Genomic DNA, 25,157 nt, shown 5'->3' with positions numbered 1-25,157 from the left:
TGCTTCCCCCGAGACCGGCCGCACTCAAGAGGAGGTCGCCTGTCGGTTCACCATTTCACGACCCACGAGGTCGATACCGAGGGTGTCCGGATCCACGCGCGCACAAGCTGCACGCGGCTACCCCCAGACCCATGTGATGTGGAGCGAGGGGCTGAGGACCGTGCTGCCCTCGGCGCAGGGCCACACGATGAGCAGGTCGTGTTCGTCGGCTTCGATGCGCAAACGCAGTCCGGGATTCCAGCCCAGTTCCGCGGTCAGCAGCTTGTCGAGAATCCGGCCGCCGTCGCCGATGGTGGACATGCCGTAAACGACATCGGGATCGGCGATACGGACGGCGTGTGGTGTCGGTGCAGGGCCGTGCAGCAGTTCCTGCAACGGCGCCTGCGGCGGGATCAGCGGTTCGATCAACGCGACCACCGCCGCCGAACCCGCACTCCTGAAGTTGGCGTATACGCCAAGAATCGAGCAGTTCATGAGGTAAAGCCACTGGTGACCTCCTGTGTGCGAGAGCACTCGAACACAGTCCCGTCAAAAGTGGCACATATGCCACATTTTTGTGCGCGAGAGGGGACATGCGCACGGAGAAGTGGCATCCACGCCAGCGTTTGGTGTGTGAGCGCCTCGTACGAAAGCTAGACCCGTCGGGCCTGATTGCTCATCGGTCGCAGCCAAACAGAGCGCGAATAACATCTCAATAATGAGATGTGCGCATCTAAGTATGAATTGCATCTGCAACCGAAACCCCGTATGCGGCAGCACGGTCAGGCGGCGGTAATCGCTGCCGACTATCGCAATGAGGAAATACCTTCCATGACGGTGCCGAAGTGATCAGCAGTCGCGGGCGACGTCTTGGCCTGGCGAAAGCATTCGCGGACAAAGGCATTGAGGACTAAATGCTCTGTCCGATTCGCGAGTCCGGATAGGCCCTGTCGACGGCTTCTGACCTCGGCGGCCGCTCGGATGTGGCGCCGAGGCGAAGTCGAGGTTCTAATGGAGTAGGGGAGCGGCATGCGGATCGGCTCGTGAATCGAGCTCTGATGTTCCTGTATGAGACACCCCGTTGCGAGGCGATGCCTCCGGGGTCTCGCTCCGGCTCAATATATTTGCGGCGCTGTGGCCGGCGTCGGTGGTGAGCGATGAGGAAGTCTGGCTGACCACCGACGAGGTGTCGGCTCGGCTGAAGATCGAGAAGAAGACCTTGGCGGCGTGGGCCTCGGAAGGGAAGGGGCCGCCGTTCGCTCGGATGGGTCGCTACCGGCGCTATCCCATGAAAGGTCTCCTGGCCTGGGAGGAACAAATTCTCGGCGAGGCGTAACCAGCCCCGCGCCGTCGAATCCCCAGTTCGATGCCCAGCATGACAGCAATCGCCTAGCGAATCTTCGGCTCTTGTGATTGTGCTTCTGATCTCTAAAACTCGACGGCGCTTGGATATCCAACGGTTAGCCACAGGGCGGGACGTGCGGTCTGTGCGTCGGGTGATGGAGGAAGGAGGTCGGCAGTGGTGGGACGGCTCCCCAAGCCTGTGGGCACCTTCGGGAAGGCCTCCAAACCCAAGAAGCAGCCCAACGGCAGCTGGCGCACCACGGTGCGCTTCTACGGAGCTGCCGGACCGACCCTGATCGAGCGCTACGGCAGCAGTCCCGGTGAGGCCGCCAATCGGCTCGCTGAAGCCATGCGCGATCACCACGACCAGCGCGGTGCACGGCGGATCACGCGCACCACCAAGCTGATCGACCTGGCCGCTGAGTTGCTGTGCGAAATGGGCGACGACGACGCCTATTCCGAGGGCAACATCGAGGACTACCGCCGCGAGATCTACGTCTCGACCGACAAGCGCGCGGACCCGAACACGATCAAGATCGAGAACTCGATCGGGAACCTGCAGATCTGGCAGGCCAGCGCTGGTGAGCTGGATCGACACCTGCGCCGCATGGTCGGTAAAGGCCTGCGCCGCAAGGCCAAGCAGCACAAGATCATCCTCAACGAGATGATGGGAATTGCCGTGCGCCACGGCGCCATCGAGACCAATCCCGTCGACGGGGTCAAGGCATTCAGGAAGCGCACGACCCAATCCCGCGGCAAGGTCCAGGACCAGCAGGCACTGCCCGCCTTCCGTGCCCAGGTACGTGCCTGGGCACGCGGAGAGGCGATCCCCGGGACTCCGGCCTACACCAGCGGGCCGCCCCGGGACTGGTCGCTCGTGTGGGTGATCGACGTGATCACCGGAACCGGCATGCGCCCCTACGAGGTGTTCGCGCTGCTACTCGACGACATCAATCTCGACGCCGATGACCCGTATCTGGATATCACCGGAACCCTGGTCGAATCCAAGGGCAAAGGCACCGGCGGCTGGACCCGCAAGCCCGCGCCCAAGTCCGAGAACGGCTGGCGGCGAATCCTGTTGCCGGCCCACACCGTCGAGGCGCTACGCGAAGCGATCAAATACCTCGAAGGACCCGGTCAGCCGAACCCGCACGGGCTGCTGTTCCCCTCCCGCAAGGGCACCTTCCGCAGCCCCAACAACTTCGGCCGGACCTGGCGCGCGGCGCGGGGCACCGAGTTCGCCTGGGTCACCCCGCGCACATTCCGCAAAGGTGTCGCGACCGAAGTCGATCAAGCCTTCGACGATCCCGAGCGGGCGGCACGGCAGCTGGGTAACACGACCGCGGTGGCCAAGCGCCACTACATCGACATCCCCTAGACCGTCCCCGACAACCGGGCCGTCCTGGAGCGCTGGGCCACTGGATCGGTGGCGTAAAAGTGTGGTGTTTCTGTGGGATCAGCTCAATTCCGGGCCGATCTCTGAAAGACTGAAACCCTCTCCGACCGAGGTCGGAGAGGGTTTCTACTGTCGGGCTGACAGGATTTGAACCTGCGACCACCTGACCCCCAGTCAGGTGCGCTACCAAGCTGCGCCACAGCCCGTTGCCCCCGCTCAGCGGGTGCTTGAAGAGATTAGCGCACTACCCCCCGTCGGAACCAAATCGCCTGGTTCCGGCGGGGGTGTCGGGGGGTTAGAGGGGGAGGGGGGCCTCGTCTTTGGCGGGTTCGGGGGCTGTGGTCGGTTTGGTGCGTAGCAGGACCAGGCCGAGCATTGCCGCGGCGATGCTGAAGCCGGCGCTGATCCAGGAGCCGTAGGCCATTGCGGTGGTGAACGCTTCCTTTGCGGATTCGATGTAGCCGAGTTGGAAAGCGCTGCCGATGGATTCGCGGGCGGCTTCGGGGGCGTCGGTGGGCATGTGGTCGGTGAAGACGCTTGCCAGGACGCTGCCGAGGAGGGCGATGGAGATGGCCATGCCGACTTGTTGGAGGGTGTCGTTCATCGCGGAGCCGACGCCGGCGTGTTCCAGGGGGATGGCGTTCATGATGGAGGCGTAGGCGGCGGGGCCGGCGAGGCCGCCGCCGACGCCCATGACGAGCATGCTGACCAGGATCATCAGGTAGCTCTCGCTGAGGGCGAGGATGACGAAAGCCAGGGACATGACGACGAGGCCGGAGACGATGAGTGTCTTGTTGCTGAGTTTCTTGCCGAGGGTGGCGCCCAGACCGTTGCAGACGGCGGCCGCCACGGCGTAGGGGAGCAGGGCGAGGCCGGCTTTCATGGGGCCGTAGCCGAGGACGAACTGCAGGTACTGGGTGAGCATGAGCATGACGGCGCCCATGCCGAACACCATGAGCAGCAGGGTGGCGGCGGTGCCGCTGAAGTCGCGGTTGCGGAACACGCCGAGCGGGAGCATCGGGTGCTCGCTGCGTTTCTCCCACACGATGAAGCCGGCTGCGGCGACGACGGCGAGGGCGATCACGGGAATGTTCCATTCGCGTTCGATGATCACCCAGATGGCGGAGGTGAGGGCCACGATGGACAGGATGACGCCGACGGGATCGACGGGGCGCTGGTCGCCGTAGGTTTCGGGCATGAGGACGTAGGCCGCGGCGACGGCGAGGATGGCGACGGGGATGTTGACCAGGAACACCGATCCCCACCAATAGTGTTGCAGCAGAAAGCCGCCCAGCGTCGGGCCGAGGACGATGCCGACCATGGAGACGGTGGACCAGGCGGCCATCGCGGTGCGCCGTTCGTCCTCCTCGAAGGTGGTCATGAGGATGGACAGGGTGGACGGCATGAGCAGTGCGCCGCCGATGCCCATGGCCGCGCGGGCGCCGACGACCTGCCAGGGGTCGGTGGCCAGGACGGCGCCGAGGGAGGCCAGGCCGAACAGGGTCAGGCCGATGATGAGCATTTTCCTGCGGCCGAAGCGGTCGGACAGGCTGCCCGCGGTGAGCAGTAGACCGGCGAACACCAGCACGTAGGCGTCGAGGATCCACTGGATGTCGGACGGGGTCGCGCCGAGTTCCTGGATCATCGAGGGGATGGCCAGGTTGAGGACGGTGCCGTCGATCATCAGGACGAGTAGGGACAGACAGAGGACGCCGAGGACCCACCAGCGACGGGGGTCTCGTACAGTGTTCGATTCCACTCGCACACTGTACGACAAACTCGAACAGCGTGCGAGTCGATATAGGATCCGTACCGTGAGCAAACAGTTCTCGTCGGTCTTCACCCGCGAACCCCGTCCCGCGAAGGCGGCGGGGCTGGGCCGCGACCAGATCGTCCGCGCGGCCGTGGACCTCCTCGACGCGGAGGGCACGCGTGCGCTGAGCATGCGCAAGCTCGGTGCGAAGCTGGGGGCGGGGGCGACCAGTCTCTACTGGTATGTCGCCAACAAGGATCAGTTGCTCGAGCTGGTGCTGGACGAGTTCTGGGGCATGGTGGAGACGCCGGAGCCCGAGGAATTGTCCTGGCGGGAATTGCTGACCACCTTCGGCTACAACTTGCGGGCGGCGCTCTACGCCCATCCGTGGTCGACGGAGGTGATCGGTGCGGTTCCGAGCCTCGGACCCAACGCGTTCCGGCTCAACGACCGGTTGCGGCGAGCGTTCGTCCAGGCGGGATTCAGCGGCGTCGACATCTACATGGCCAGCGGCACGGTGATGTGCTTCGTGCTCGGACAGGTCATTCCGGATGTGGCGTTCACCAGGGCTTACGGCGGTGAAACCATGGATCCCGCGGGGATCCTGGCGCGGATGGACGAGCTGGCCGGGGAATATCCCGAGATGCTGGCCGACTACCGGTCACAGGTGGATATGGACGCGACCGCGGCCCGCGCGATGGCGTTCGACTTCGGTCTGCTGTGCGTACTGGACGGGCTGGAAGCGCGGTTGCGCAAAGCGCACGAACTCTGAGCGGTAATCGGACATACCGGCTTATCGCCGACTGAACGTCCCGGGATGAGGACAATGTTGGAGTCCTGGAGATCTTGCACCTAATCTAACTCCGGCAACTCCGGGGCTATCGTTATCTGTTCGAAGTAGCGCGCTCGGAAGTCTGGTCGAAACCCTGCCCGGAATGCGGGTCGGGGACGGTTGGCATGAGGAGTTGGACGGTGCTCTCGCGAAGAACGACGATGTCCGCCGTGGACGGTGGACCCGCATGGTGATGCCGCGGATACCGCGCCGGATGGAGTCCGCGCGACGGGGCACGAATTCCGCTGCGGCACCGGAATATCGGCACGATCTGGACGGACTGCGCGGGCTGGCGATCGCGCTGGTCGTGGTCTTCCACGTCTGGATGGGCCGGGTGTCCGGAGGCGTGGACGTGTTCCTGGTGCTGTCAGGGTTCTTCTTCACCGGAATGCTGCTGCGCCGCAGCGACATCAAGCGGACGATGCTGCGTACCGGACGTCGGCTGCTGCCCGCGCTCATGGTGGTGCTGGCGGCGGTGCTCGGTGCGACGGTGATCGCCCGCCCTTACACGCAGTGGGGTGACATCTCGGCGCAGACGCTGGCCTCGGCGTTGTATTACCAGAACTGGTTCCTGGCGGGTGCGGAGCTGGACTACCTGGCCCCGGATCCGTCGGTCAGTCCGCTGCAGCACCTTTGGTCGATGGCCGTGCAGACGCAGTTCTATCTCGTGATCCTGCTGGTCGTCGCGGTGTGGGTGCGGCGCTCCGGACAGCGAATGCTGTTGCTGGCGGGGCTGATCGGGGCGGGCGCGGCGTCGTTCTGGTATGCCGCCGAGGGTGCTGCCCAGCATCAGGCTTGGACCTACTACGACACTGGTGCGCGCGCGTGGGAACTGCTGGCCGGTGCCGCGCTCGCGGTGGCGGCGCCATGGATCAAGGTCCCGCATTCGGTGCGGGCGGTAGTGGCGATCGCTGGTCTCGCCATGGTGATTTCGTGCGGCATGCTGATCGACGGGGCCACCCGATTTCCGGGGCCCGCCGCGCTGTTCCCGGTGCTGGCGGCGGTGGCGTTGATCATTTCGGGCATGGGGTCGACGCCCTGGGTGAACCGGCTGCTGGCCACGCCGGCGCTGGTACGGCTGGGTGGGCTGGCTTATGCGCTGTACCTGTGGCATTGGCCGGTGCTGATCTTTTATCTGGCCGAATACGGCAAGGTGACGCCCGGTCTGCGCGGGGGCTTGCTGGTGCTCGGCATCTCCCTGGTGCTGGCGGTGCTGACCGAGCGGTGCGTGGAAGTGCCACTGCGGCAACGACGGTACGCCGGGGGCGTGCGGTATCGGCGTGGCGTCGGACTGGTGACGGCGCTGGCCGGAGTCGGCGTGCTCGTCGCGGCGCTGGGCTGGCAGGCGGTGTTGCGGGCCAATCCCGCGCATGCGCCGGAGGCGTTGGATGTCGTCCGATATCCGGGTGCGGCCGTGCTTTTCGCGGGGACGGTGGCCGAACCCGAGCGGATGCGGCCCACCGTCTTCGAAGCGCAGCAGGACGCGCCCCGCCCGACGTCCGACGGCTGCATCACGCCGAACCGCGAGGTCCGTGAATGCCGCTACGGTGACGAAAGCGCCGCCCGCACCATCGCTTTGGTCGGTGGATCGCACTCCGAACATTGGCTGCCCGCGCTGGAAGTCCTTGCCGCCGAACACCGATTCCGCATTGTGACCTTTCTCAAGGAGGGCTGCCCGCTGACCCTGGTCGACGAACCTTCCTACGCTGTCGCGCCGTTCCCGGAATGCCGCGAATGGTCCGTCGAGGTTCTCGACCGGCTCGCCGGCCAGCGTCCGGACTGGGTGTTCCTCACCGCAACCCGCCCGCGAACCGACGACGGCGGCGACACCGTGCCGCCCGAATACCTCGATATCTGGTCGGCACTGTCGGACCGGGGCCTCAACGTCCTCGCCGTCCGCGACACCCCGTGGCCGCGCCGCGACGGCGTCACCTACCGGGCCCTTGACTGCCTGGCCCACCGTGGCACCGCCTACAGCTGCGGCATCGACCGTGCCGCGGCTCTTACCTCCGAAAACCCCGCCACCCAGCCCGCTTCCGCCTATCCCAACGTCTTCCCCTTCGACCTCACCGATGCCATCTGCCGCCCCGACCGCTGTCTCGCCGCCGAAGGGAACGTCCTCGTCTATCGCGACGAACACCACATCTCCGCCAGTTACGCCCGCACCCTCGCGCCGGAGTTGGGGCGGCAGATCGGTGCCATCACACAGTGGTGGTGAGCGCCGAGCGCTGTCGTCATCGGAAGGACGCTGCCAGCGGAACGAAATCGTCGCAGCGGTCCAGGGCATCCAGGGCGGCGGCGGTGGTGGATTCGGCTGCCGGCAGGAGGGGGAGACGGACGGCGGGAGTGGGGATCCGGCCGCGAGCCGCCAGTACGGCCTTGATGACGGTGGGGTTGGGCTCGGCGAACAAGGCCGCGGACAGGGCGGCGAGGCGGTGGGCGTGCGCACGGGCTTCGGCCACTGTGCCGGTGCGCCAAGCGGATATCAGGCGGGTGTAGGCGGTGGGAGCGACGTTGGCGGAGGCGAGGATGCCGCCGGAGGCGCCGAGGGCGAGTAGCGCGGCGGCATGCAGGTCGTCGCCGGCGAGCACGTCGACGGCGGGTGGGAGGGTGCTCATGAAGGTGACGGTGGCGTCGTCGATGCCGCCGATGGCGTGTTTGAAGCCCGCTATGTTCGGGATTCGGGCGAGCTCGTGCAGCGTGTTCGCACCGAGCGTGCGGCCGGTGCGGTGCGGGACGTTGTAGACGATGAGCGGGACGGGACTGGTGGCGGCGAGGCGGCGGAAGTGGGCGAGGACGCCGGCTTCGGACGGGCGCGTGTAGTACGGGACGACGGTGAGCGCGGCGGCGACAGGTGCTCGCAGGGCGGCAAGGGAATCGGCAGACGCGGCGGTCGAGTTCGATCCCGCGCCGACGATCAACGCGGCATCACGCTCCAAGCAGACGCGGGCGCAGATCTCCAGAACCAGCTGCTGTTCGGCGGTGGTCAAGGTCGCGGCTTCGGCGGTGGTGCCCAGGGCGACGAGGCCGGTCGCGCCGCCGTCGAGAGCCGAGTGCGCGAGACCTTCCAGGGCATCGGTGGCGATGTCGTCGCCCGCGGTGAACGGGGTGACGAGGGGGACGAACAGGCCGGTGAAAGTCATGATTCCAGCCTGCTTCGGCTGTTTCGTCAGGTCCAGTTCACGTTTCTACACGTGAGCTTAAGCTGAGCTTATGCTCGACGTCAGAAGGTTGCGACTACTGCGGGAACTGTCGCATCGGAAAACCATCGCCGCGGTCGCCGAAGCGCTCTCCTACACCCCGTCCGCGGTGTCTCAACAGTTGGCCGCGCTGGAACGGGAAACCGGTGCGGTGCTGCTGGAGCGGACCGGTCGCCGGGTGCAGCTGACACCCGCCGCGCGCACGCTGGTCGAGCATGCCGAGACGATTTTCGCGGCGCTGGCTCGCGCCGAGGCCGAGTTGGCCGCTGGTCGAGCCGAACTCGCCGGGCCGTTGCGAATCGGGGCGTTTCCGTCGGCGGTTCCGACGATCGTGTCGCCTGCGCTGGTGGCGCTGAGCCGGGAGTACCCGAAGCTGGAACTGACGGTGGCCGAGGTCGACCCGGCGACAGTGCCACAGGCTTTGCGGGCCGAGACACTGGATGTCGCCTTGGTCCAGGAATACGACTATGTCCCCGCCGCACCCGACCCGGCCATCGACACCGAGCCCCTGCTCGAAGAAACGATCTATCTGGCCGCCGACACGGTCGAACCGCTGGCCGCCCGCCGCGACGCGGCCTGGATCGCGGGCACGCCCGGCACCTTGTGCCACACGATGACGATCCGGATCTGCGAAGCCGCCGGTTTCCACCCACGAATCCGCCACCACGCCGACGATTTCGGCACGGTGCTGGCTCTCGTGGCGGCCGGGCAGGGAGTTGCGCTCGTGCCCGAACTCGGTGTCACGGCACCGCCCGCGGACCTGGTGTTGACGGCACTGCCCGCCCGCCGCAGGACCTCGGTCGCGTATCCGCGGGGCATGGGTGGTTCGCCCGCAGTGGTCGCGGTGCGCTCGGCGTTGCATGCGGCGGTGGCCGAATTGCCATCCCGGCGAAGTGAAGCCGGGAGTTGACCAGGGACCAGGTGTGTCCGGTGGCGTGGGGGTTTTAGGCGTGGTGGGGTGGGTTCGGCGCTGCGTGCGGTTGTAGCCGAATTTCGCACGGCGCGAATAACGGAAGGTGCCCGATGTTGTGTGCGAGCCGTGGGTGGTTCGCCCGCCTGGTCCGGGGCCGCTCGTCCGGATAACGAACCTTGCAAACAGTATGCGGTCGACCGTATGTTTACATTATGACTGCGACGATGCCTCCGATGACGGAGGAAACGGACCCCTTCTGCCTGTCACCCATCGATGCGGCGGCGCTGCTCTACGACGCGCCGTGGCAGCGGTTCGGTGTGCTGGGTGACAGCCTCTCGGCCGGTACCGGCGATCCCACGCCGGGCTACCTGCCGCTGGGGTGGTGTGATCGGTTCGAAAGGATCCTGCGCAGCGTGCGCCCGGATCTCGCGTATCTGAACACCGCGCGGGTCGGTGCGAAGACGCCCGAGGTGATTGCCGAGCAGTTCGATCGGATGCGTGGGTTTCGGCCTGATCTGCTGCACCTGAATTCGGGTGCGAACGATATTGTCCGGCGCGATCCGGACTTCGGCGAGATCGAGCGGGAGTTGCGGCGGATGTATGAGCTCGCCGCGCGGACGGGGGCGCAGCTGACTGTTTTCACGCTGGGGCGGGCGTATGTGGTGCCGGTTTTCGCGGATTGGACCGACCGGCTCAGCCGGCTCAACGACATCACCCGGCGTTTGGCGGGGGAGTTCGACGCGGTGCTCACCGACTTCTGGGATCACGATCTCAACAACCGGCCGAATCTGCTCAGCGCCGATGGAATTCACTTCTCGACCTCGGGGCAGGCGGTGATCACCACCGAGTTCGTGAAGCAGCTGGCGCATCGGCTCAGTCCGGCGCGGCCGCGGTGAGAGTACGATCGACCGCATGCAGAGTGCGGGGGATGCGCAGATCACCGACAAGCGGCTGCTGCGTGGTGCGAAAACCCGGCAGCTGGTGCTCCGCCAGGCTGTCGATCTCGCTTCGCTGGAAGGTCTCGGCGGCTTGAGCTTCGGGCGGCTCGCGACCGATACCGGCCTCAGCAAAGCCGGTATTCAGACGCTGTTCCGTACCAAAGAGGCATTGCAGCTGGCGACCATCGACCAGGCGCGCCGCCTGTTCATCGATGCTGTCATCCGACCGGCCGGGCCGAAACCCCATGGGCTGCCGCGGCTTCGAGAGATTGTCGAACGATGGATCGTCTACTCCGCGACGCCGTTGTTCGCGGGCGGCTGTTTCTGGACCGCCACGCTGGCGGAGTTCGACAGCGTGCCGGGACCGATCCGCGACGCTCTCGTCGCCGCGAAGGGGGAGTGGCTCGCGGCGCTCGCGGACGAACTCCGGCACGCGGCGGCCGCGGGTGAGATCGGCGCGCTCGACGCCGATCTGGTCGCTTTCCAGATCGACGCCGTACTGAGTTCGGCGAACACCGCGATGCGGTGCGGTGACCCGGCGGCGGTGGACAGGATTCGCCGCAGCGTCGAGAGTTTCCTCGCCTGATCCTCAGGTCTGCCGGAGTGGCTGGTAGTCGGCCGCATCCAGTTCGAAGGTCCAGGCGACGCCCTCCTTGGCGGTCCGGGTGCCGGGCGGGACACGCAGCCAGTAGGTGTGGAAGGTACCGTCCGGCTCCGCGGTGGAGTTGACGACCTCCACCATGACCACATCCTCATCGTCGGGCAGCGGTATCCGCCACAGGATTCCGGTTTCGTCCCGGTGCACGGGCTGAGCATTCGATTCCGCGAGATACCGTTCGTAGCCGAAGAATTCGAGCATGACGCGGCGCAATTCCGCATTGTCCTCAGCGCGGATACGGGCCGGGGTCAGATCGCTCAATTCGCTGAGAAATGTTGCGGGCACGGGCATTCCACCCCAGGAGTACAGCGCGAAACCATCGGGGAAGATCAGGGCCGGCCCGTCGCCGCAGTGCAATCGGCCGGCCTCGTCGCGCTCCAGGTGCAGCGGGCGTTCGCACAGCACGACCGCGTGCTCGAACGGCCACCACCAGCCCGCGTTGCGTGCGACCTCGGCCAAGCCGGTCAACCGCTCGGACTCGCCGAACGCGGCCAGCCACGGCGCGTCGTGCTGTCCGAGTACGGCATCGAGCAGGAGTACGCGAATCTCGCGTTCGGCGGCGGCGCGGGCGGGGCTCAGCCGCTCATCCGCCGCTGGCCCCGCCGATTCGACCAGATCGTCCACCACGCCGGTGCGGATCCGCTCGGCCAGGGCGCGGGTGGAATCCCACAGTTGCGCGCCGGTCGCCTGCCAGAGTTCATTCCATCCGTCGGCGCCCAACTCGGCGAACAGCCGCTGGCGTTCGAGGGCCCAGGGCACCGTGCGGACGGTCTCGCGCACGGCGCGGCCCGGGGCTTCCAGTGCCCGCACCGCGGCGATGCCCGCCACCGGCGAATCGGCCCAGATGATCCGGGCGGGCTCGGCCAGCCCGGCGTCGGTGTAGGCGCGCCGCACTCCGGCTTCGGCGGCGGGCCGATCGGCCCGTCCGGTAGCGGTCGCGACGGTGCGCCAGTTCTCGAGGGTGTGCATGAAAATCCGCTCTGTGATTGAGGTGTGGGTAGTTCAGTCGGCGATGATGCGCACCGAACCGGGCACGTACTCGCGCTGGCGGATGACCCGGTACCAGCCTTTCGGCAGCGGGATCGGCGCATGTTCCTCGTGCACCAGCCGACCGCCCTCGGGCAGATGCAACAGCTTCGGCGCAGTCGGCCCGGCGGTCCGGATCAGCCGGCCGGGCGCGTGCAAGGCGTGCGCGTGGCCGGTGACCTCGCCCAGTGCCAGCACCATGCGGCCGCGCCCATCGCGTGGTTCGCCCGCGGCCTCCCGGAAGCGCTCCGGCACGGCCTCCTCCGTGATCGGCATGATCAGCACATCACCCTGTCGGAACATGGCTCTCTCCCTCCGAACCGGCACCTCGTGCGCCGCTCCCACCTGTGAAAGTAGCGGTGGGGTACGACAATTCACGGTGGCCCGCGCGGCTGTCGGGCGCTCCTGGTAGAACTTGCTGGCACATCGGATCGCACACTCTTGGGGAGCCCGCAGCATGGCCATTTCCGACCACATGGAGAGTTTCCACGGGCTACCCGTGGTCGAATTCCCCGATAGCGCCACAACGCAGGCGTTGCCCGAGGCGGACGGCGTGGCGTGGCGCGTCGCCATCGAACCGTGGGACAGCAAGGAGACGTGGGCGGACGCGTTCACCCGCTTCCTGGAGACGGTCGACAGCACCGCGGTGCGCGCCATCGTCGTCGGCGTCTGGGGCGAGGGTGACGAGGATTCCGAGCCGGTGGTCTCCGCGCTCGTCGCGGCCAAGGATCGGCTGCCCGCCCTGCGCGCGCTGTTCGTCGGCGATATCACCTACGACGAGAACGAGTGCTCCTGGATTCACCAGTCCGACGTCACCCCATTGCTCGAAGCCTTCCCGACATTGCGGGAGTTCGGTTTCCGCGGTGGCGAGAACATGCGACTGCGGCCGATCGAACACGCCGCGTTGCGCTCGCTGTCGGTGCAGACCGGCGGCCTGGACGTGGAACTGGTCCGGGCCGTCGCCGCGAGCGACCTGCCGGCGCTGGAGCGTCTGGATCTCTGGCTCGGCACCTCCGAGTACGGCGCCACCGTGGAGATCAGTGATCTGGAACCGATCCTGTCCGGTACCCGCTTCCCGGCGCTGAAGCATCTCGGCTTGCGCAACAGCGAGATTCAGGATCAGATCGCCCTGGCGATTGCCTCGGCACCGGTGGTGGCGCGCCTGACCACCCTGGATTTGTCTATGGGCACACTCGGTGACGAGGGCGCCGCGGCGCTGCTCGAGGGCCAGCCGCTCACCCATCTGCAGACCCTCGATCTGCATCACCATTTCATCAGCTCGGCGCTGAGCAAGCGACTGACCGCGGCGCTGGAACCGTTCGGGGTGTCGGTGATCCTCTCCGAGGAGGAGGAAGCCGAGGTCGATGACGATCGGGAGTGGCGCTATGTCGCGGTCGGGGAGTGAGCACCGGTCCCGCGCTCACCATCGTCGGGATTCCGGGGAATCGGCGCGTCACCGGGTTCCAGGATGCCTTGCGCCGGGCCGGGATTCCGGCGGCACGGGTGGTGTCGTGGCTCGACGTGCTCGAAGGGCGTGCCGAGTTCCACCGTGGTGAGCTGGTACGGCTCGATTCACCGGGCGAGGATCCGCGGGTCGAGCGGATCCTGCGGGATGCCGAGGATCCGACGCGGGTGGAGGGTTCGGCGCTCTGGTATCAACGCTTCCTCGCGGCCGCGCGCGGGCTGCCCGCGGGGGTCCGGCTGCTTGATGACCCGGAAGATCTCGCGGTGCTCTTCGACAAGCGGCTATGTCACGGTGTGCTGTCGGACGCGGATGTCCCCGTGCCCGCCGCACCGACCTCGGGCAGGGATGCGCCGCGAGTCCGGGGCTGGGTGGACGTGCGCACCCTGATGGCCGACGCCGGTTTGGCGCGCGTGTTCGTCAAACTCGCGCACGGCTCCTCGGCTTCGGGTGTGCTGGCCATCGCGACGGCGAGCGGCGGACGGATCCGCGCGACCACCTCGGTCCGGCGCGATCCGCGCGGCGGGCTGTTCAATTCGCTGCGCGTCGCCACCTACAGCAGCGAGGCGGAGGTCGGTGCGATCGTCGACGCGCTGGCCCCGGACGGCCTGCACATCGAACGCTGGCTGCCCAAGGCCGCGCTGCACGGCCGCACCGCCGACCTGCGCGTCGTCGTGGTGGACGGCCGCGCTACCCATGCCGTGGTCCGCACGAGCCGATGGCCGATGACGAACCTGCATCTCGGCGGCGCACGTGGCGATCTGGCCGTAGCCCGCGCGGCCATCGGCGGCAACTGGCCGGAGGCGCTCGCGATCTGCGAGCGCGCGGCGGCCTGTTTCCCGGGTTTCTCCCGGGTGGGTGTGGACCTGCTGCCCGCGCCCGGCTGGCGGCGCTTCGCCGTCGGCGAGGTCAACGCGTTCGGTGATCTGCTGCCCGGTCTGCTCGGATTCCCGGGCAGCGGAGCCGAATCCGGCGATGCCTACGACGCGCAGGTCGCCGCGATCCTGCGCCGCACAAGGAGCGAAGTCGATGCCTGATCCCGATATGAACGAGGTGGTCGGGCACGACGACCTGCTGCTCGTCACCCTCGACACCTTGCGTTTCGACGTGGCCGCCGAACTCGTTGCCGCGGGCCGGCTACCGAATCTGGCCCGCCATCTCCCGGCGGGCCGGTGGGAGAAACGCCACGCGCCAGGCAGTTTCACCTACGCCTCACACCAGGCGATGTTCGCGGGTTTCCTGCCGACACCCGCCGAACCGGGTCCGCATCCGCGATTGTTCGCGGCCAGGTTCGAAGGCAGTGAGACCACAGCGGCCCGCACATTCGTCTTCGACACCCCGGATCTGGTGTCCGCGCTGGCCGCCGAGGGGTATCGCACGGTGTGTATCGGCGGTGTCGGGTTCTTCAACAAGCGCGGGGCGCTGGGTTCGGCCCTGCCGGGCTTGTTCCAGGAAAGTCACTGGGAGCCGGAGTTCTCCGTCGCCGTCCCGGATTCCTTTGCGGCACAGGTGAACTGCGCGGAGAAGGTCATCGCGGCTTTGCCACCTGAACGCAAACTTTTCCTCTTCGTCAACGTCTCCGCGCTGCATCAACCGAACTGGTTCTACCTGCCCGGTGCGACGCGGGAAGCCGGCGATACGCGCGAAACCCACGCCGCCGCTTTGGCATACGTCGATCGCGAGATCGGCCGATTGTTCGCCGCCGCGAGCAGTCGCCGGCGCTGCTTCGCCATCGTGTGCTCCGATCACGGCACCGCCTACGGCGAGGACGGGTTCACCGGCCACCGCCTCGGCCACGAATCGGTGTGGACCGTTCCCTACGCTCAGTTCTTCTTAGAGGCGCACGCATGACCACGATGACCCGGCCCCGTCCGTACCAGAGCTACGTCTACGGCTACCCGCACAAGACGGCTTACCGCCCGCTCGCCGACCAGCCGCTGCTCAGTGACCTCTGGGCGCGGGAACCGACGGACGCGCTCTCGCTCTACGCGCACATCCCGTTCTGCGAATACCGTTGCGGCTTCTGCAATCTGTTCACCCGGATCGGCGCCCCGGACGACCTGACCCTGCGCTACCTCGACGCGCTCGAGCGGCAGGCGATCGCGGTCCGCGCGGCGCTCGGCGATCGGCCGGTTCGTTTCGCGGCCGCCGCGTTCGGCGGCGGCACACCCACCTACCTCACCGCCGGCGAACTGACCCGGCTCTGCGATATCGCCGAACACCGAATGGGTGTGGATCTGCGCGCGGTCCCCTTGTCGGTGGAAACCTCGCCCACCACCGCTACGGCCGACCGGCTCGCGGTGCTGGCCGAGCGCGGCACGACCCGGATCAGCATCGGCGTGCAGAGTTTCGTGGACAGCGAAGCCAAGGCGGCTGTGCGGCCACAGCGTCGTGGCGAGGTGGAGGCCGCACTGCAACGCATCCGGTCGGCGCGCATCCCGGTACTCAATATCGACCTGATCTACGGCATCGAGGGCCAGACCGAAGACACCTGGCGTAGTTCGCTCCGGGCGGCACTGGCCTGGCAGCCCGAGGAACTCTATCTGTACCCGCTGTATGTGCGGCCGCTGACGGGTCTCGGCAAACTCGCCGGCGCCGCTGACGAGGAGTGGGACGAGCAGCGGTTGCGGCTCTACCGCGCCGGTCGGGACCTGCTGCTCGGCCACGGCTATGAGCAGGCCTCGATGCGCATGTTCCGGCGGCTCGACGCGCCGAGCGCCGGGTCCGGCGATTACGCCTGCCAAACCGACGGCATGATCGGTCTGGGCAGCGGGGCCCGCTCCTATACCGCGGGACTGCACTATTCGTTCGACTACGCGGTGGCGCCCCGGGAAGTGCGCGGCATCATTGACTGCTACACCGGGACAACGGATTTCGGGCGCGCCGAAGTCGGCCGTCGAATCGACGAGGACGAGGCTCGGCGGCGTCACCTGTTGCAATCGCTGCTACAAGCCGAGGGGATGGACGTCGGTGACTACCGAGCACGGTTCGGGGCGCACCCGAGTGCGCACTTCGCTACGGAACTCGACGAGTTCGCGGCACTGGGCTGGCTCGACCCAGACGCGGAACCGGCGTTGCTGCGACTGACCCCGGAGGGCTTGGCCTACTCCGATGCGCTCGGGCCCCGGCTCTTCTCGCCCGCCGTGCGTGCCGCGATGGCCGCCTACGAGGTGAAATGAGCCGCACCGAATCGTGCCGCCAGCGCGGCCAGACAGCGTTGGGATCGCCACTCGAGAATTTGCCCGTGCCCGTCCCTCGGTGGCAGCTGGAAAAGACCAGCGAGCCGATCGATTTGACGATTCTGTATCGCGGCCCCCTGGCTTCGTGTGACTACGACTGCCCGTACTGCCCCTTCGCCAAACGCCGGGACAGCCGCGAGCAGTTGCGAGCCGACCGCGCGGCACTGGAGCGGTTCTCGCACTGGGTGACCGAGAGCGAGGACCGCCTGTCGATCCTGTTCACCCCGTGGGGCGAGGGACTGGTCCGATCCTGGTATCGCCGCGCACTGGTCGAGCTGTCGCATCTGCCGCGGGTACGGCGAGTCGCGATCCAGACCAATCTGAGTTGCCGCACCGACTGGCTGGCCGACGCCGACCCGGACACGCTCGCGCTGTGGTGCACCTACCATCCCGGCCAGACCCCATATGAAAGGTTCACCGCCAAGTGTGCGGACCTGGTGCACAAGGGGATTCGGTTCAGCGTCGGGGTGGTGGGATTTCCGGACCATCTGGCGGCCGCCCGCAGACTGCGCGCCGACCTGCCCGAGCACGTCTACCTCTGGGTGAACGCGCCGGAGGGACACCAGCTCTCCGACGCCGAGGCCGCCGCGTGGAGCGAGATCGACCCGCTGTTCGACTACAGCCTGCACCCGCACCGGTCGGCTGGAATGCCCTGCCGCACCGGCGAATCGGTGATCTCCGTGGACGGTGAAGGCACCGTACGCCGATGCCACTTCGTCCGCACCGAGCTCGGCAACCTCTACGACGGCAGCTACCGGGCGGCCCTGGGTTCCAGACCCTGCCCACTTGCCGTGTGCGACTGTCACATCGGCTACGTGCATCTGGAAACGTTGCCGCTCTACGACGTTTTCGCGGGTGGTGTCCTGGAGCGGATTCCGGCTAGCGGGCGACGCCGAGCCGAGCTCCCCATCGGGTTGTCACCGATGCGCCGGGGGCCAGCGTGATGACGCCGTCGCCGGTCTGCAAGGCGTTGGGCGGGCAGGTCATCGGTTCCGCCGCGAGGCCGGTGCGGCGGTGTGCGCCGGCGAGGGTGTCGGCGGTGAACAACTGGATCAAGGGATAACTCTCGTCGACCCAGAGTTCGGCGACCAGCTTGTCGGTGCCGCGCAGCCGCACCCACGCGAGTCCGTCGTCGTCTCGCGCCAGATCGGTGAACGCGTGGTCGATCTCCACCGAGCCCACCTGCCGCGGGCTCATGAAATCGAATTCCGGTGTGTCGGTGACCGCTTCGGTGCCAGCCGGTAGCTGGCGGTACGGGTCGGTGCGGATCCGGGTGCCCGCGTCGAAATGCAAGATCGCGTCATCGATCGGCCCGCTGCCCGGCGACAGATACGGGTGGTGGCCGCAGCCGTACGGCGCGGGAACCGCACCGGCGTTGGTGGCGGTGGTCGTCACAGTCAGACCCTGGTCGGACAGCGCGTAGTGCACCGCTACTTCGAGATGAAACGGGTAGTCCGGCCGCGGATACACCGCGGTGCGCATGGTGATCTCGTGCTCGGCTCGCTCGGTGGCCTGCCACGGCCGCCAGCGCAGGAAACCGTGGATCGCATTGCCTTTCGACGGCTCGGACAGCGGCACCTGGTAGTCGACCCCGCCGAAGCGATACTTGCCGTCACGCAATCGGTTCGGCCAGGGAATCAGCACCGCCCCGTGCGCGCCGTCGGCGATCGCGGTGAGGTCATAGGGCTGGAAAACCTCGCGTGTGCCCACGCGGTACTCCCGAATACCGCCGCCCACTTCGACGATCACCGCTTCTTGCTCGCCTCGTGCGATCCGGAACTGCTGTCCGGACGGCGCTGGGCTCGCCACCGGCTCCGGTGGTGGCGGGGTCATCCCTGATCCACCCGTCGCGCACCGGCCGACGGCACCGCCACGAACGCCCGGGGTTCGGCGAAATAAGCTGCCTGGAAACGTTTTTCGACTTCCGCGACGACGCGGTCGGTGGCGTTCGCGTCGACCAGCGCGATAATGCTGCCGCCGAACCCGCCGCCCACCATCCGAGCACCGTGCGCGCCGGCGTCGAGCGCCGCTTCGACCGCGGTGTCGAGCTGAGCGGTGGACACCATGAAGTCGTCCCGCAGCGAGGCGTGCGCGGCGGTCAGGATGGGACCGATGGCGCGCGGGTCGCCCCCGTTTCGCAGGGCCTCCACCACCGCGAGGACTCTGGCGTTCTCGCTCACCACGTGCCGAGCGCGCCGCCGCAGAACGGGGTCGGTCAGGGCCGACAGCGCCCGGATATCGGTGATCTCGCGGAGCTTGGACACCCCCAATTCGGCTGCGGCGGCCTCACATTCGCGTCGCCGTCGCGCGTACTCGCCGTCCACCAGCGCGTGCGGTGTATTCGTGTCGACGATCAGCAGTGCCAGGCGGGCGGCGGCGAGATCGAAAGGCACCTGCGAGGTTTCGCCGGTTCCCGCGTCCAGGAACAGGGCGTGTCCGGCGGTGCAGCGGATCGACGCGGTCTGGTCGAGGGTGCCGGTGGGTGCGCCCACATAGTCGTTCTCGGCCTTGTTCGCGATATCGATGAGATCGGCCTCCGACACCGGCAACCCGAACAGATCGCGTAACGCGATCGCCACCGAACACTCGATCGCCGCCGAGGACGACAGCCCCGCGCCGATCGGTACCGACCCGTCCAGTTCCAGATCGACTCCGGGAATCCGATGCCCGCGACGGTGATACTCGTGCACCACCCCGAGCGGGTAACGGGCCCAGCCCTCGACCGGTGACTCGGCCAGCTCCGGTACCGGCACGTCGATCCGTTCGCCGGGATGCTGCTGGGAGGACACCCGCACCAGGCCGTCGGTTCTCGGCATCGCCGTACAGCGCACCACCTGCGGCAAAGCCATGGGCAGGCAGTAGCCACCGTTGTAGTCGGTGTGCTCACCGATGATGTTGACCCGGCCGGGCGCGGCCCAGATGCCGCCCGCGCTCATCGCCGGCACATCCATCGACGCACCCTCGGATAGCTGACTCACCGCACCTCCCGCAGTTCCGCCGAGACCTGTTCGGGCGTGGTATCGCTGATGAACACATTCATGCCCGATTCCGATCCCGCCAGATACTTCAGTTTGTCCGCCGCCCGCCGGATCGAGAACAGCTGCAGGTGCAGCCACCAGTCCTGGCGCGGCACAGCGGAATTGAGGGTCGGCGCCTGATTCCAGGCTGCCACATACGGCATCGGCGCGGGAAAGCGGTGGGCGAACCGGCGCAGTACATCCGGATAGAGCCGCGCGAAGGCGTCCCGCTGAGCGTCGTCGAGATCGGGGATGTCGGCGACCTGCCGGTGCGGATACAACTGCACCTCGTAGGGCCAGCGCGCGAACGGCGGCACGAAGGCGGTCCACTCCTCGTTGGCCGCGACGACCCGCAGCCCGGCCGCGCGCTCGGCGGCGAGTATTTCGCCGAACAGGTTGGCGCCGTGCGTTTTCCGATAGTCGGCGACATTGGCGGCGATCTTGGCGACCCGTGGTGTGACGAACGGGTAGGCGTAGATCTGCCCGTGCGGATGCGACAGCGTCACCCCGATGTCCGCACCGGAGTTCTCGAAACAGAACACCTGCCCGATGCCGTCGAGGCTCGCCAGCTCCGCGGTGCGCTCGGCCCAGACGTCGACGACCAGTCGCACCCGGACCGGTTCCAGCTGGGCGAACGACGAATCATGGGCGCTGGTGAAGCACACCACCTCGCATTTGCCGAACCCGTCCCGCAGCAGCGTGTGCGGCGCACCCGGCACCGACTCCGGCAACGCGCTGTGCACCGGCGTGAGCGACGGAAACCGATTGTCGAAAACAGCTACCTGGTAATCGGTTTCGGGGATCTCGGTGGCCCGCTCGGGAGTCGACGGGCACAGCGGGCAGAGATCCGCGGGCGGCAGGAAGGTACGGGTCTGCCGATGCGAGGCCACCACTACCCACTCGCCCAGCAACGGGTCGAACCGGGCCTGTGAGGTGGTGTGCGCGGTGGGCAGGTCTCGGGTGTCGACAGCCATCCGCGCCACCGGGGCGGCGTCGTAATACCGGATTATCCGGCCGTCGGCCAAGTCGCGTTCGGTCTTGATCACCGATCCAGTATCGCTGACCGCCAGCAAATATCTAGCAACCGCGCCTGGGTGGTGCTGAAGTCGGGGTGAAACGACGGTGGCGGGGAGCCGTTCGCTCCCCGCCACCGGTAGGTCAGCAGCTGGTCGGCACCGGCTCGTCGCGGAAGCGGGATTCCACGTAGTTCCAGGCCTCGGTGAAGCCGGCCGCCGCAGCGGTCATGTGCTCGGCGATGTCATAGGTCACCAGTTTCACGGGCGCGCCCGCACGGCAGTAGCGGTTGACGGTTTCCTCGACCGTGTTGTACGGCGTGAGGGTGTCGAAGCGGCCTTGCCAGATGTAGGTGGGTGCGGCCGGGACGCCGTCGAAGTAGCGCAAGCTGTTCTCGTGCAGTACCTCTCGCGCCACCGGGCTGTCCATCAGGCTCTTGGAGGCGGCCAGCTGTTCGGCGCTGCGGAAGGCGCCGTGGAACAGCAGGAAGCGGCGGCAGGCGTCGTGGGTGAATTCCCGGAACCACAAACCGTTCTCGTTGAGCTGATCGGAAATCGGCAGGCGGTCCGGGTACTCCCGCTCCAGGCCCATGGCGGCGGCGAAGGCGAGGCCGAAGCCGGGGTGCGGCTCGAAGCCGAGGCCCAGGGCCATCTGCTCCAAATCGGCCGGGATGCCGCCCGCGACGACCGCGGCGATCTTCAGGTCGGGCGCGTAGCTGGGCTGCAGCGCGGCGGCCCAGGCGGTGGCCATGCCGCCGCCGGAGTAGCCCGCGATGGCGACCGGCGAATTCGACAGACCCAGTTCGGTGGCGCGCTGGACGGCCTTGACGCTGTCCAGGGTGACCATGCCGCTGAGCCGACCGGCGCCGTAGGAGACGTTGGGGCCCAGGTAGTCCGGCAGGGAGACGGCCCAGCCGCGGCCGATCGGCAGCATCGCGCCGGGCGCGTCCTGGAGTTCGCCGTTGAACAGCGACCGCGAGGGGTTGCATCGGGTACCGAGGGAATTGATCAGTGCCTGGTAGGAGACCAGCGGTGGGTTCCGCACTCCGGCGGGCAGCAGCACGGTGGTGATGCCCAGGATCGGGTCGCCCGAGGAGTTGGTCGACCGGAATGCGACCTGCCAGCCCTCGGTGCCGACATACGGGCCGGTGTCGATGCGTCGGGTCCGCACCACGTCACCGGCCGCGAACCTGCCGAGGTCGGCCGGCACCGCGTAGAACGGGTCCGGATCTGGTTGGGGATATAGCGGTTCCGCATTGCTCGGCGCGGCGAACAGACCCACGGCGATGATGCTCAGTGCCAGGGTGAGAGAGCGGAGGAGGAAAGCGGTCACGATCTTCTTTCGGGCATAGCAGCATGGCCGACAGTGCGCCGCAGCAGGTTTGGTACCGGGCTGTCGTCGGCCGACGGGGTGGGTTGGGGCGGTGGCGCGAGAGCACCGGCCGCGGGCGTGAACGTATCACAGGGCTGATCTTGAATTTTCGGTAGTGAAAGTACTTTGATTCTGATCACATGAGTGCCGCGAAACCGTTGTGACCTGCATTCTCGGTGCGCTCCGACCCAGACAGATGGGGTCGAGGGGTCTCGATCGGAAGGGCGGCGCGAGCGTCGGTTCGGGATCGCCGGGCGGCGGCACAGGATCGACCGGACCGTCTGGGTTGGTTGTGCCGTGGTCCGCGCCCACCCGGTGCTGCCTGCGGGTTTCTCAACCAGATGCCTGTCGTTCGCGTAGTCGGTCGAAGTCTCGCAACCTGATGGTGCGAGGTGACCTGGGGCGAAGGGTAGGCGAAGGTACTGCGGCTGTCCAACGGCGATGGCTGGGGCCCGATATCGAGGTCGCTCGGCGCGCACCGGCTGACGGGCCGAACCGCGAGATGTCGGCTCGTGCCTGGTAGCCATCGCCGTAGACGCTCACCGCGTCCGGCTGATCGGTTGCTCCGCTGACGACCTGTCTCAGGAGCGTCGCCTCGATTCCGCTTTTACGGTACCGATTCTCGACCTATGCCGTGGACGGAGGCTGCGGCGGCGCGGCCACACGAAGGCAACGCCGATTGACACGATCGAAGGGGGAGCCCGCCCACGCCCGACACCGAGGCCGGTCCACGGCCGTCCGCGGGCGCGGGCGCGCCTCCTCAACTCGGACCGTTGACCTTCGCGATGACCTGTTCGAGTTCCGCCAGGCTTCCGGCCCCGAACGCGACCAGCTTTCCCAACGGAACGGAGGCCATCATTCGTGCCAGATCGAGGCCCAGGGCGTCGCCGCCGTCGGCCGCCATCCCGGCGGGCGCGTTGCCGGCCAAGAATTCCAGCACGGGTCCGGCGTTCGGGTCGGTCATGATCTCGCCGAGGGTGGATTCCAGACTCAGCGGCAGCCGGACCTGGTCGCCGGAAACGGAAACCTTTGCCACGCAACGAAGATCGCGGCTGGACGCGCCCACCGATACCTCGTAGTCGCCGTCCTCGACGATCCACTGGTCGGTGCGGGTCTCCCAGTAGGCGAGATCCTCGCGGCGAATGGTGATCCGAACACGCTCGCCGGCACCGGGTTCCAGGTAGACACCGCGAAAGCCTTTCAGTTCGCGGGGCGGGCGCACCACGGTCGAGTCCGGTTTGGCGGTGTAGCACTGCACCACTTCACGCCCGGCCCGGTCACCGGTGTTGGTGATGGTGACGGACACGGTCAGGTCGGCGGATGCGGAGTCCACGGCGAGGTCGGAGTATTCGAAGCTCGTGTACGAAAGTCCGTGCCCGAAGGGGTAACCCACTTCCAGCTCGCGGGCGTCGTACCAGCGGTAGCCGACGAACAGTCCTTCGCCGTATCGGACGTGCGAGTTCTCGCCCGGGAAGTTCAGGTAGGCGGGGGTGTCCTGAATCCGGACCGGCACCGTCTCGGTGAGCCGGCCCGACGGATTCACCGCGCCGAACAGCACGTCGGCGATCGCGCCGCCACCGGCTTGACCGAGCAGCGCGCCGTCCAGGATGGCTGGCGCGCCGATCGGCGCCAGCCGCAGCACGCCGCCGTGCGCCAGGACGACCACGGTATCGGGTTGCACCGCAAGCACTTCGGTGAGCAGGGCCAGCTGCCCGGCGGGCAGCTCGATGTGGTCGCGGTCGAAGCCTTCGGACTCCTGGCTCGCCGCCAAGCCGAGGAACAGCACCGCGACCTCCGCTTGCGCCGCCGCGCGCACTGCCTCCTCGGACAACGCCCCGGCCGGGCTGCCGTCGGTGGTGAAACCTTGCGCATAAGTGACTGTTCCGGTCGCGAGCGCACGGATCTCGGCCAGTGGCGTGTCGACCCGCGTCGGATTGACGTGCGAGCTACCGCCGCCCTGGTATCGCGGGCTTTCGGCGAATTCACCGATGACCGCTATCGACCGTGACGGCGACAGCGGCAGCAAGCCGCCATCGTTGCGCAGCAACACAATGCACTGCGCGGCCACCTCCCGGGCCAATGCGTGGTGCTCCGGCGCATCGTGAGGTTCGACGTCGGCGCGCCCCGCCACGGCCTTGGCGGCCAGCGCCGCCACCCGCTCGGCGGCGCGGTCGACGACCGCCGGATCCAGCGTCCCGGCTCGCACGGCGGCGACCACCGCGTCGTCGGAAGCGCTTCCACTGCTGGGCATCTGGAGGTCCAGCCCCGCCGCGACGGCCGCGACCCGGTCACTTACCGCACCCCAGTCGCTGACGACCAGCCCTTGGTATCCCCACTCCTCGCGCAGGAGTTCGGTGAGCAGCCAGCGGTTTTCGGCGGCGGGTACTCCGTTGATCCGGTTGTAGGAACACATCACCGTCCACGGCTCGGCCGTGCGCACGATGTGCGCGAAGGCGCGCAGGTAGATCTCCCGCAACGGGCGCGGATCGATATCGGAGCTGGAGCGCATCCGATCGTGCTCGGTGTTGTTGGCCGCGAAATGCTTCAGCGAAGCGCCGACACCGGTGCTTTGCAAGCCCTGCACCCAAGCCGCCCCCAGCACGCCGGTGAGTACCGGATCCTCGGAGTAGTACTCGAAATTCCTGCCGCAGCGCGGATCTCGCTTGATGTTGATGCCCGGCCCGAGCAGGACATCCACGCCCAAGTTCCGGCTTTCCCGGCCGAGCGCCACGCCGACCCGGCGTACGAGTTCCGCGTCCCAGCTCTGGCCGAGGCCGACCGCGGGCGGGAAGCAGGTCGCGGGCAGGCTCCCGGCGAGACCGAGATGGTCGGTGGCTCCGGCCTGCCGCCGCACGCCGTGCGGCCCGTCGGTCAGCACGAGGGAGGGGACCGGGCCGACGGCTTTGGTGGTCCAGAAGTCCTGACCGCTGCCCAGCGCCGCCTTCTCCGCCAGGGACAACTCGGTGAGTTCGAAAGTCATATCCGAAAACAGTATGGCATTCGGTTTTAGTGCAC

General features: G+C 67.5%; 22 protein-coding genes and 1 tRNA gene. 12 read left to right on the top strand and 11 right to left on the bottom strand.

The window, feature by feature from the left end:
* Nucleotides 1-117: 117 nt before the first annotated feature.
* Complete coding sequence (locus tag BJ987_RS28975) at nt 118-474, bottom strand: hypothetical protein (RefSeq protein WP_209896108.1); 357 nt, start codon at nt 472-474, stop codon at nt 118-120.
* 655 nt (nt 475-1,129) lie between these two features.
* Between BJ987_RS28975 and BJ987_RS28970 the strand changes: the two genes are divergently transcribed.
* Complete coding sequence (locus BJ987_RS28970) at nt 1,130-1,315, top strand: helix-turn-helix domain-containing protein (protein ID WP_307869790.1); 186 nt, start codon at nt 1,130-1,132, stop codon at nt 1,313-1,315.
* Between the two features lie 183 nt (nt 1,316-1,498).
* Complete coding sequence (locus tag BJ987_RS38095) at nt 1,499-2,701, top strand: site-specific integrase (protein ID WP_209896104.1); 1,203 nt, start codon at nt 1,499-1,501, stop codon at nt 2,699-2,701.
* Between the two features lie 150 nt (nt 2,702-2,851).
* Here BJ987_RS38095 and BJ987_RS28960 read toward each other — a convergent pair.
* Both BJ987_RS28960 and BJ987_RS28955 read right to left on the bottom strand, forming a co-directional pair.
* A tRNA-Pro gene (locus tag BJ987_RS28960) sits at nt 2,852-2,925 on the bottom strand.
* Nucleotides 2,926-3,014: 89 nt separating this feature from the next.
* Nucleotides 3,015-4,478 carry an MFS transporter gene (locus BJ987_RS28955; protein WP_307869789.1) on the bottom strand — a complete coding sequence of 488 codons (1,464 nt, stop codon included), beginning with the start codon at nt 4,476-4,478 and terminating at the stop codon, nt 3,015-3,017.
* 55 nt (nt 4,479-4,533) lie between these two features.
* On the opposite strand from BJ987_RS28955, the gene BJ987_RS28950 reads away from it, so the two are divergent.
* Both BJ987_RS28950 and BJ987_RS28945 read left to right on the top strand, forming a co-directional pair.
* Entirely contained in the window at nt 4,534-5,244 is a 711-nt protein-coding gene (locus tag BJ987_RS28950; RefSeq protein WP_209896101.1) for a TetR/AcrR family transcriptional regulator, read from the top strand.
* 163 nt (nt 5,245-5,407) lie between these two features.
* Nucleotides 5,408-7,522, top strand: coding sequence for an acyltransferase family protein (locus BJ987_RS28945; RefSeq protein ID WP_245366178.1), 2,115 nt, complete (start codon nt 5,408-5,410; stop codon nt 7,520-7,522).
* Nucleotides 7,523-7,538: 16 nt separating this feature from the next.
* On the opposite strand, the gene dapA is transcribed toward BJ987_RS28945, so the two are convergent.
* Nucleotides 7,539-8,447: a 4-hydroxy-tetrahydrodipicolinate synthase gene (gene dapA, locus BJ987_RS28940; RefSeq protein ID WP_209896099.1), complete on the bottom strand. Its 909-nt coding sequence runs from the start codon at nt 8,445-8,447 to the stop codon at nt 7,539-7,541.
* Nucleotides 8,448-8,517: 70 nt separating this feature from the next.
* On the opposite strand from dapA, the gene BJ987_RS28935 reads away from it, so the two are divergent.
* The 3 genes from BJ987_RS28935 (at nt 8,518) to BJ987_RS28925 (ending at nt 10,941) form a co-directional block, all read left to right on the top strand.
* Nucleotides 8,518-9,414: a LysR family transcriptional regulator gene (locus tag BJ987_RS28935; RefSeq protein WP_209896097.1), complete on the top strand. Its 897-nt coding sequence runs from the start codon at nt 8,518-8,520 to the stop codon at nt 9,412-9,414.
* A gap of 236 nt (nt 9,415-9,650) precedes the next feature.
* Nucleotides 9,651-10,313: an SGNH/GDSL hydrolase family protein gene (locus BJ987_RS28930; protein ID WP_245366177.1), complete on the top strand. Its 663-nt coding sequence runs from the start codon at nt 9,651-9,653 to the stop codon at nt 10,311-10,313.
* A gap of 16 nt (nt 10,314-10,329) precedes the next feature.
* Nucleotides 10,330-10,941 carry a TetR/AcrR family transcriptional regulator gene (locus BJ987_RS28925; RefSeq protein WP_209896093.1) on the top strand — a complete coding sequence of 204 codons (612 nt, stop codon included), beginning with the start codon at nt 10,330-10,332 and terminating at the stop codon, nt 10,939-10,941.
* Between the two features lie 3 nt (nt 10,942-10,944).
* Here the strand turns inward: BJ987_RS28925 and BJ987_RS28920 are convergent, their stop codons facing one another.
* Both BJ987_RS28920 and BJ987_RS28915 read right to left on the bottom strand, forming a co-directional pair.
* Nucleotides 10,945-11,982, bottom strand: a complete 1,038-nt coding sequence (locus BJ987_RS28920) for a DUF6745 domain-containing protein (protein ID WP_209896091.1) — start codon at nt 11,980-11,982, stop codon at nt 10,945-10,947.
* 33 nt (nt 11,983-12,015) lie between these two features.
* Nucleotides 12,016-12,342: a DUF8820 family protein gene (locus BJ987_RS28915; RefSeq protein WP_209896089.1), complete on the bottom strand. Its 327-nt coding sequence runs from the start codon at nt 12,340-12,342 to the stop codon at nt 12,016-12,018.
* 154 nt (nt 12,343-12,496) lie between these two features.
* On the opposite strand from BJ987_RS28915, the gene BJ987_RS28910 reads away from it, so the two are divergent.
* From BJ987_RS28910 to BJ987_RS28890, 5 genes are all read left to right on the top strand, one after another.
* Nucleotides 12,497-13,444: an STM4015 family protein gene (locus tag BJ987_RS28910; RefSeq protein ID WP_209896087.1), complete on the top strand. Its 948-nt coding sequence runs from the start codon at nt 12,497-12,499 to the stop codon at nt 13,442-13,444.
* Nucleotides 13,441-14,538 (top strand): STM4014 family protein, encoded by a 1,098-nt coding sequence (locus BJ987_RS28905; protein ID WP_209896085.1) that lies wholly within the window; start codon nt 13,441-13,443, stop codon nt 14,536-14,538. Before BJ987_RS28910 ends, BJ987_RS28905 begins: the two co-directional genes overlap by 4 nt.
* Entirely contained in the window at nt 14,531-15,352 is an 822-nt protein-coding gene (locus BJ987_RS28900; protein WP_245366176.1) for an STM4013/SEN3800 family hydrolase, read from the top strand. The genes BJ987_RS28905 and BJ987_RS28900 overlap by 8 nt, the downstream gene beginning before the upstream one ends.
* A complete protein-coding gene (locus BJ987_RS28895; RefSeq protein WP_209896083.1) occupies nt 15,349-16,680 on the top strand; it encodes an STM4012 family radical SAM protein in 1,332 nt (443 codons plus the stop codon). Before BJ987_RS28900 ends, BJ987_RS28895 begins: the two co-directional genes overlap by 4 nt.
* Nucleotides 16,681-16,745: 65 nt before the next feature.
* On the top strand, nt 16,746-17,684 hold the full coding sequence (locus BJ987_RS28890; RefSeq protein ID WP_307869788.1) for an STM4011 family radical SAM protein: 939 nt from the start codon (nt 16,746-16,748) through the stop codon (nt 17,682-17,684).
* On the opposite strand, the gene BJ987_RS28885 is transcribed toward BJ987_RS28890, so the two are convergent.
* The 5 genes from BJ987_RS28885 to BJ987_RS28865 form a co-directional block, all read right to left on the bottom strand.
* Entirely contained in the window at nt 17,620-18,573 is a 954-nt protein-coding gene (locus BJ987_RS28885) for an aldose 1-epimerase family protein (RefSeq protein ID WP_209896081.1), read from the bottom strand. The genes BJ987_RS28890 and BJ987_RS28885 overlap by 65 nt on opposite strands.
* Nucleotides 18,570-19,676, bottom strand: coding sequence for a galactokinase (galK, locus tag BJ987_RS28880; protein ID WP_209899254.1), 1,107 nt, complete (start codon nt 19,674-19,676; stop codon nt 18,570-18,572). Before galK ends, BJ987_RS28885 begins: the two co-directional genes overlap by 4 nt.
* Nucleotides 19,677-19,714: 38 nt before the next feature.
* Nucleotides 19,715-20,782: a galactose-1-phosphate uridylyltransferase gene (gene galT / locus BJ987_RS28875; RefSeq protein ID WP_209899251.1), complete on the bottom strand. Its 1,068-nt coding sequence runs from the start codon at nt 20,780-20,782 to the stop codon at nt 19,715-19,717.
* Nucleotides 20,783-20,915: 133 nt separating this feature from the next.
* A complete protein-coding gene (locus BJ987_RS28870; protein WP_372446957.1) occupies nt 20,916-22,073 on the bottom strand; it encodes a lipase family protein in 1,158 nt (385 codons plus the stop codon).
* Between the two features lie 829 nt (nt 22,074-22,902).
* Nucleotides 22,903-25,122 carry a glycoside hydrolase family 3 C-terminal domain-containing protein gene (locus BJ987_RS28865; RefSeq protein ID WP_209896079.1) on the bottom strand — a complete coding sequence of 740 codons (2,220 nt, stop codon included), beginning with the start codon at nt 25,120-25,122 and terminating at the stop codon, nt 22,903-22,905.
* Nucleotides 25,123-25,157: the final 35 nt, after the last annotated feature.

Origin of the sequence: Nocardia goodfellowii (assembly GCF_017875645.1) — a bacterium.
Lineage (GTDB): Bacteria > Actinomycetota > Actinomycetes > Mycobacteriales > Mycobacteriaceae > Nocardia > Nocardia goodfellowii.
This window is presented reverse-complemented; position numbering and strand designations above follow the sequence as displayed.

Excerpts from the sequence above, each read along its gene's own strand:
- BJ987_RS28915 (WP_209896089.1), bottom strand. The coding sequence starts at position 12,342 with ATGTTCCGACAGGGTGATGTGCTGATCATGCCGATCACGGAGGAGGCC.
- galK (WP_209899254.1), bottom strand. The coding sequence starts at position 19,676 with ATGAGCGCGGGCGGCATCTGGGCCGCGCCCGGCCGGGTCAACATCATC.
- BJ987_RS28910 (WP_209896087.1), top strand. The coding sequence starts at position 12,497 with ATGGCCATTTCCGACCACATGGAGAGTTTCCACGGGCTACCCGTGGTC.
- dapA (WP_209896099.1), bottom strand. The coding sequence starts at position 8,447 with ATGACTTTCACCGGCCTGTTCGTCCCCCTCGTCACCCCGTTCACCGCG.
- BJ987_RS28895 (WP_209896083.1), top strand. The coding sequence starts at position 15,349 with ATGACCACGATGACCCGGCCCCGTCCGTACCAGAGCTACGTCTACGGC.
- BJ987_RS28945 (WP_245366178.1), top strand. The coding sequence starts at position 5,408 with ATGCGGGTCGGGGACGGTTGGCATGAGGAGTTGGACGGTGCTCTCGCG.
- BJ987_RS28885 (WP_209896081.1), bottom strand. The coding sequence starts at position 18,573 with ATGACCCCGCCACCACCGGAGCCGGTGGCGAGCCCAGCGCCGTCCGGA.
- BJ987_RS28935 (WP_209896097.1), top strand. The coding sequence starts at position 8,518 with ATGCTCGACGTCAGAAGGTTGCGACTACTGCGGGAACTGTCGCATCGG.
- BJ987_RS28925 (WP_209896093.1), top strand. The coding sequence starts at position 10,330 with ATGCAGAGTGCGGGGGATGCGCAGATCACCGACAAGCGGCTGCTGCGT.
- BJ987_RS28865 (WP_209896079.1), bottom strand. The coding sequence starts at position 25,122 with ATGACTTTCGAACTCACCGAGTTGTCCCTGGCGGAGAAGGCGGCGCTG.
- BJ987_RS28900 (WP_245366176.1), top strand. The coding sequence starts at position 14,531 with ATGCCTGATCCCGATATGAACGAGGTGGTCGGGCACGACGACCTGCTG.
- BJ987_RS28930 (WP_245366177.1), top strand. The coding sequence starts at position 9,651 with ATGACGGAGGAAACGGACCCCTTCTGCCTGTCACCCATCGATGCGGCG.
- BJ987_RS28920 (WP_209896091.1), bottom strand. The coding sequence starts at position 11,982 with ATGCACACCCTCGAGAACTGGCGCACCGTCGCGACCGCTACCGGACGG.
- BJ987_RS28975 (WP_209896108.1), bottom strand. The coding sequence starts at position 474 with ATGAACTGCTCGATTCTTGGCGTATACGCCAACTTCAGGAGTGCGGGT.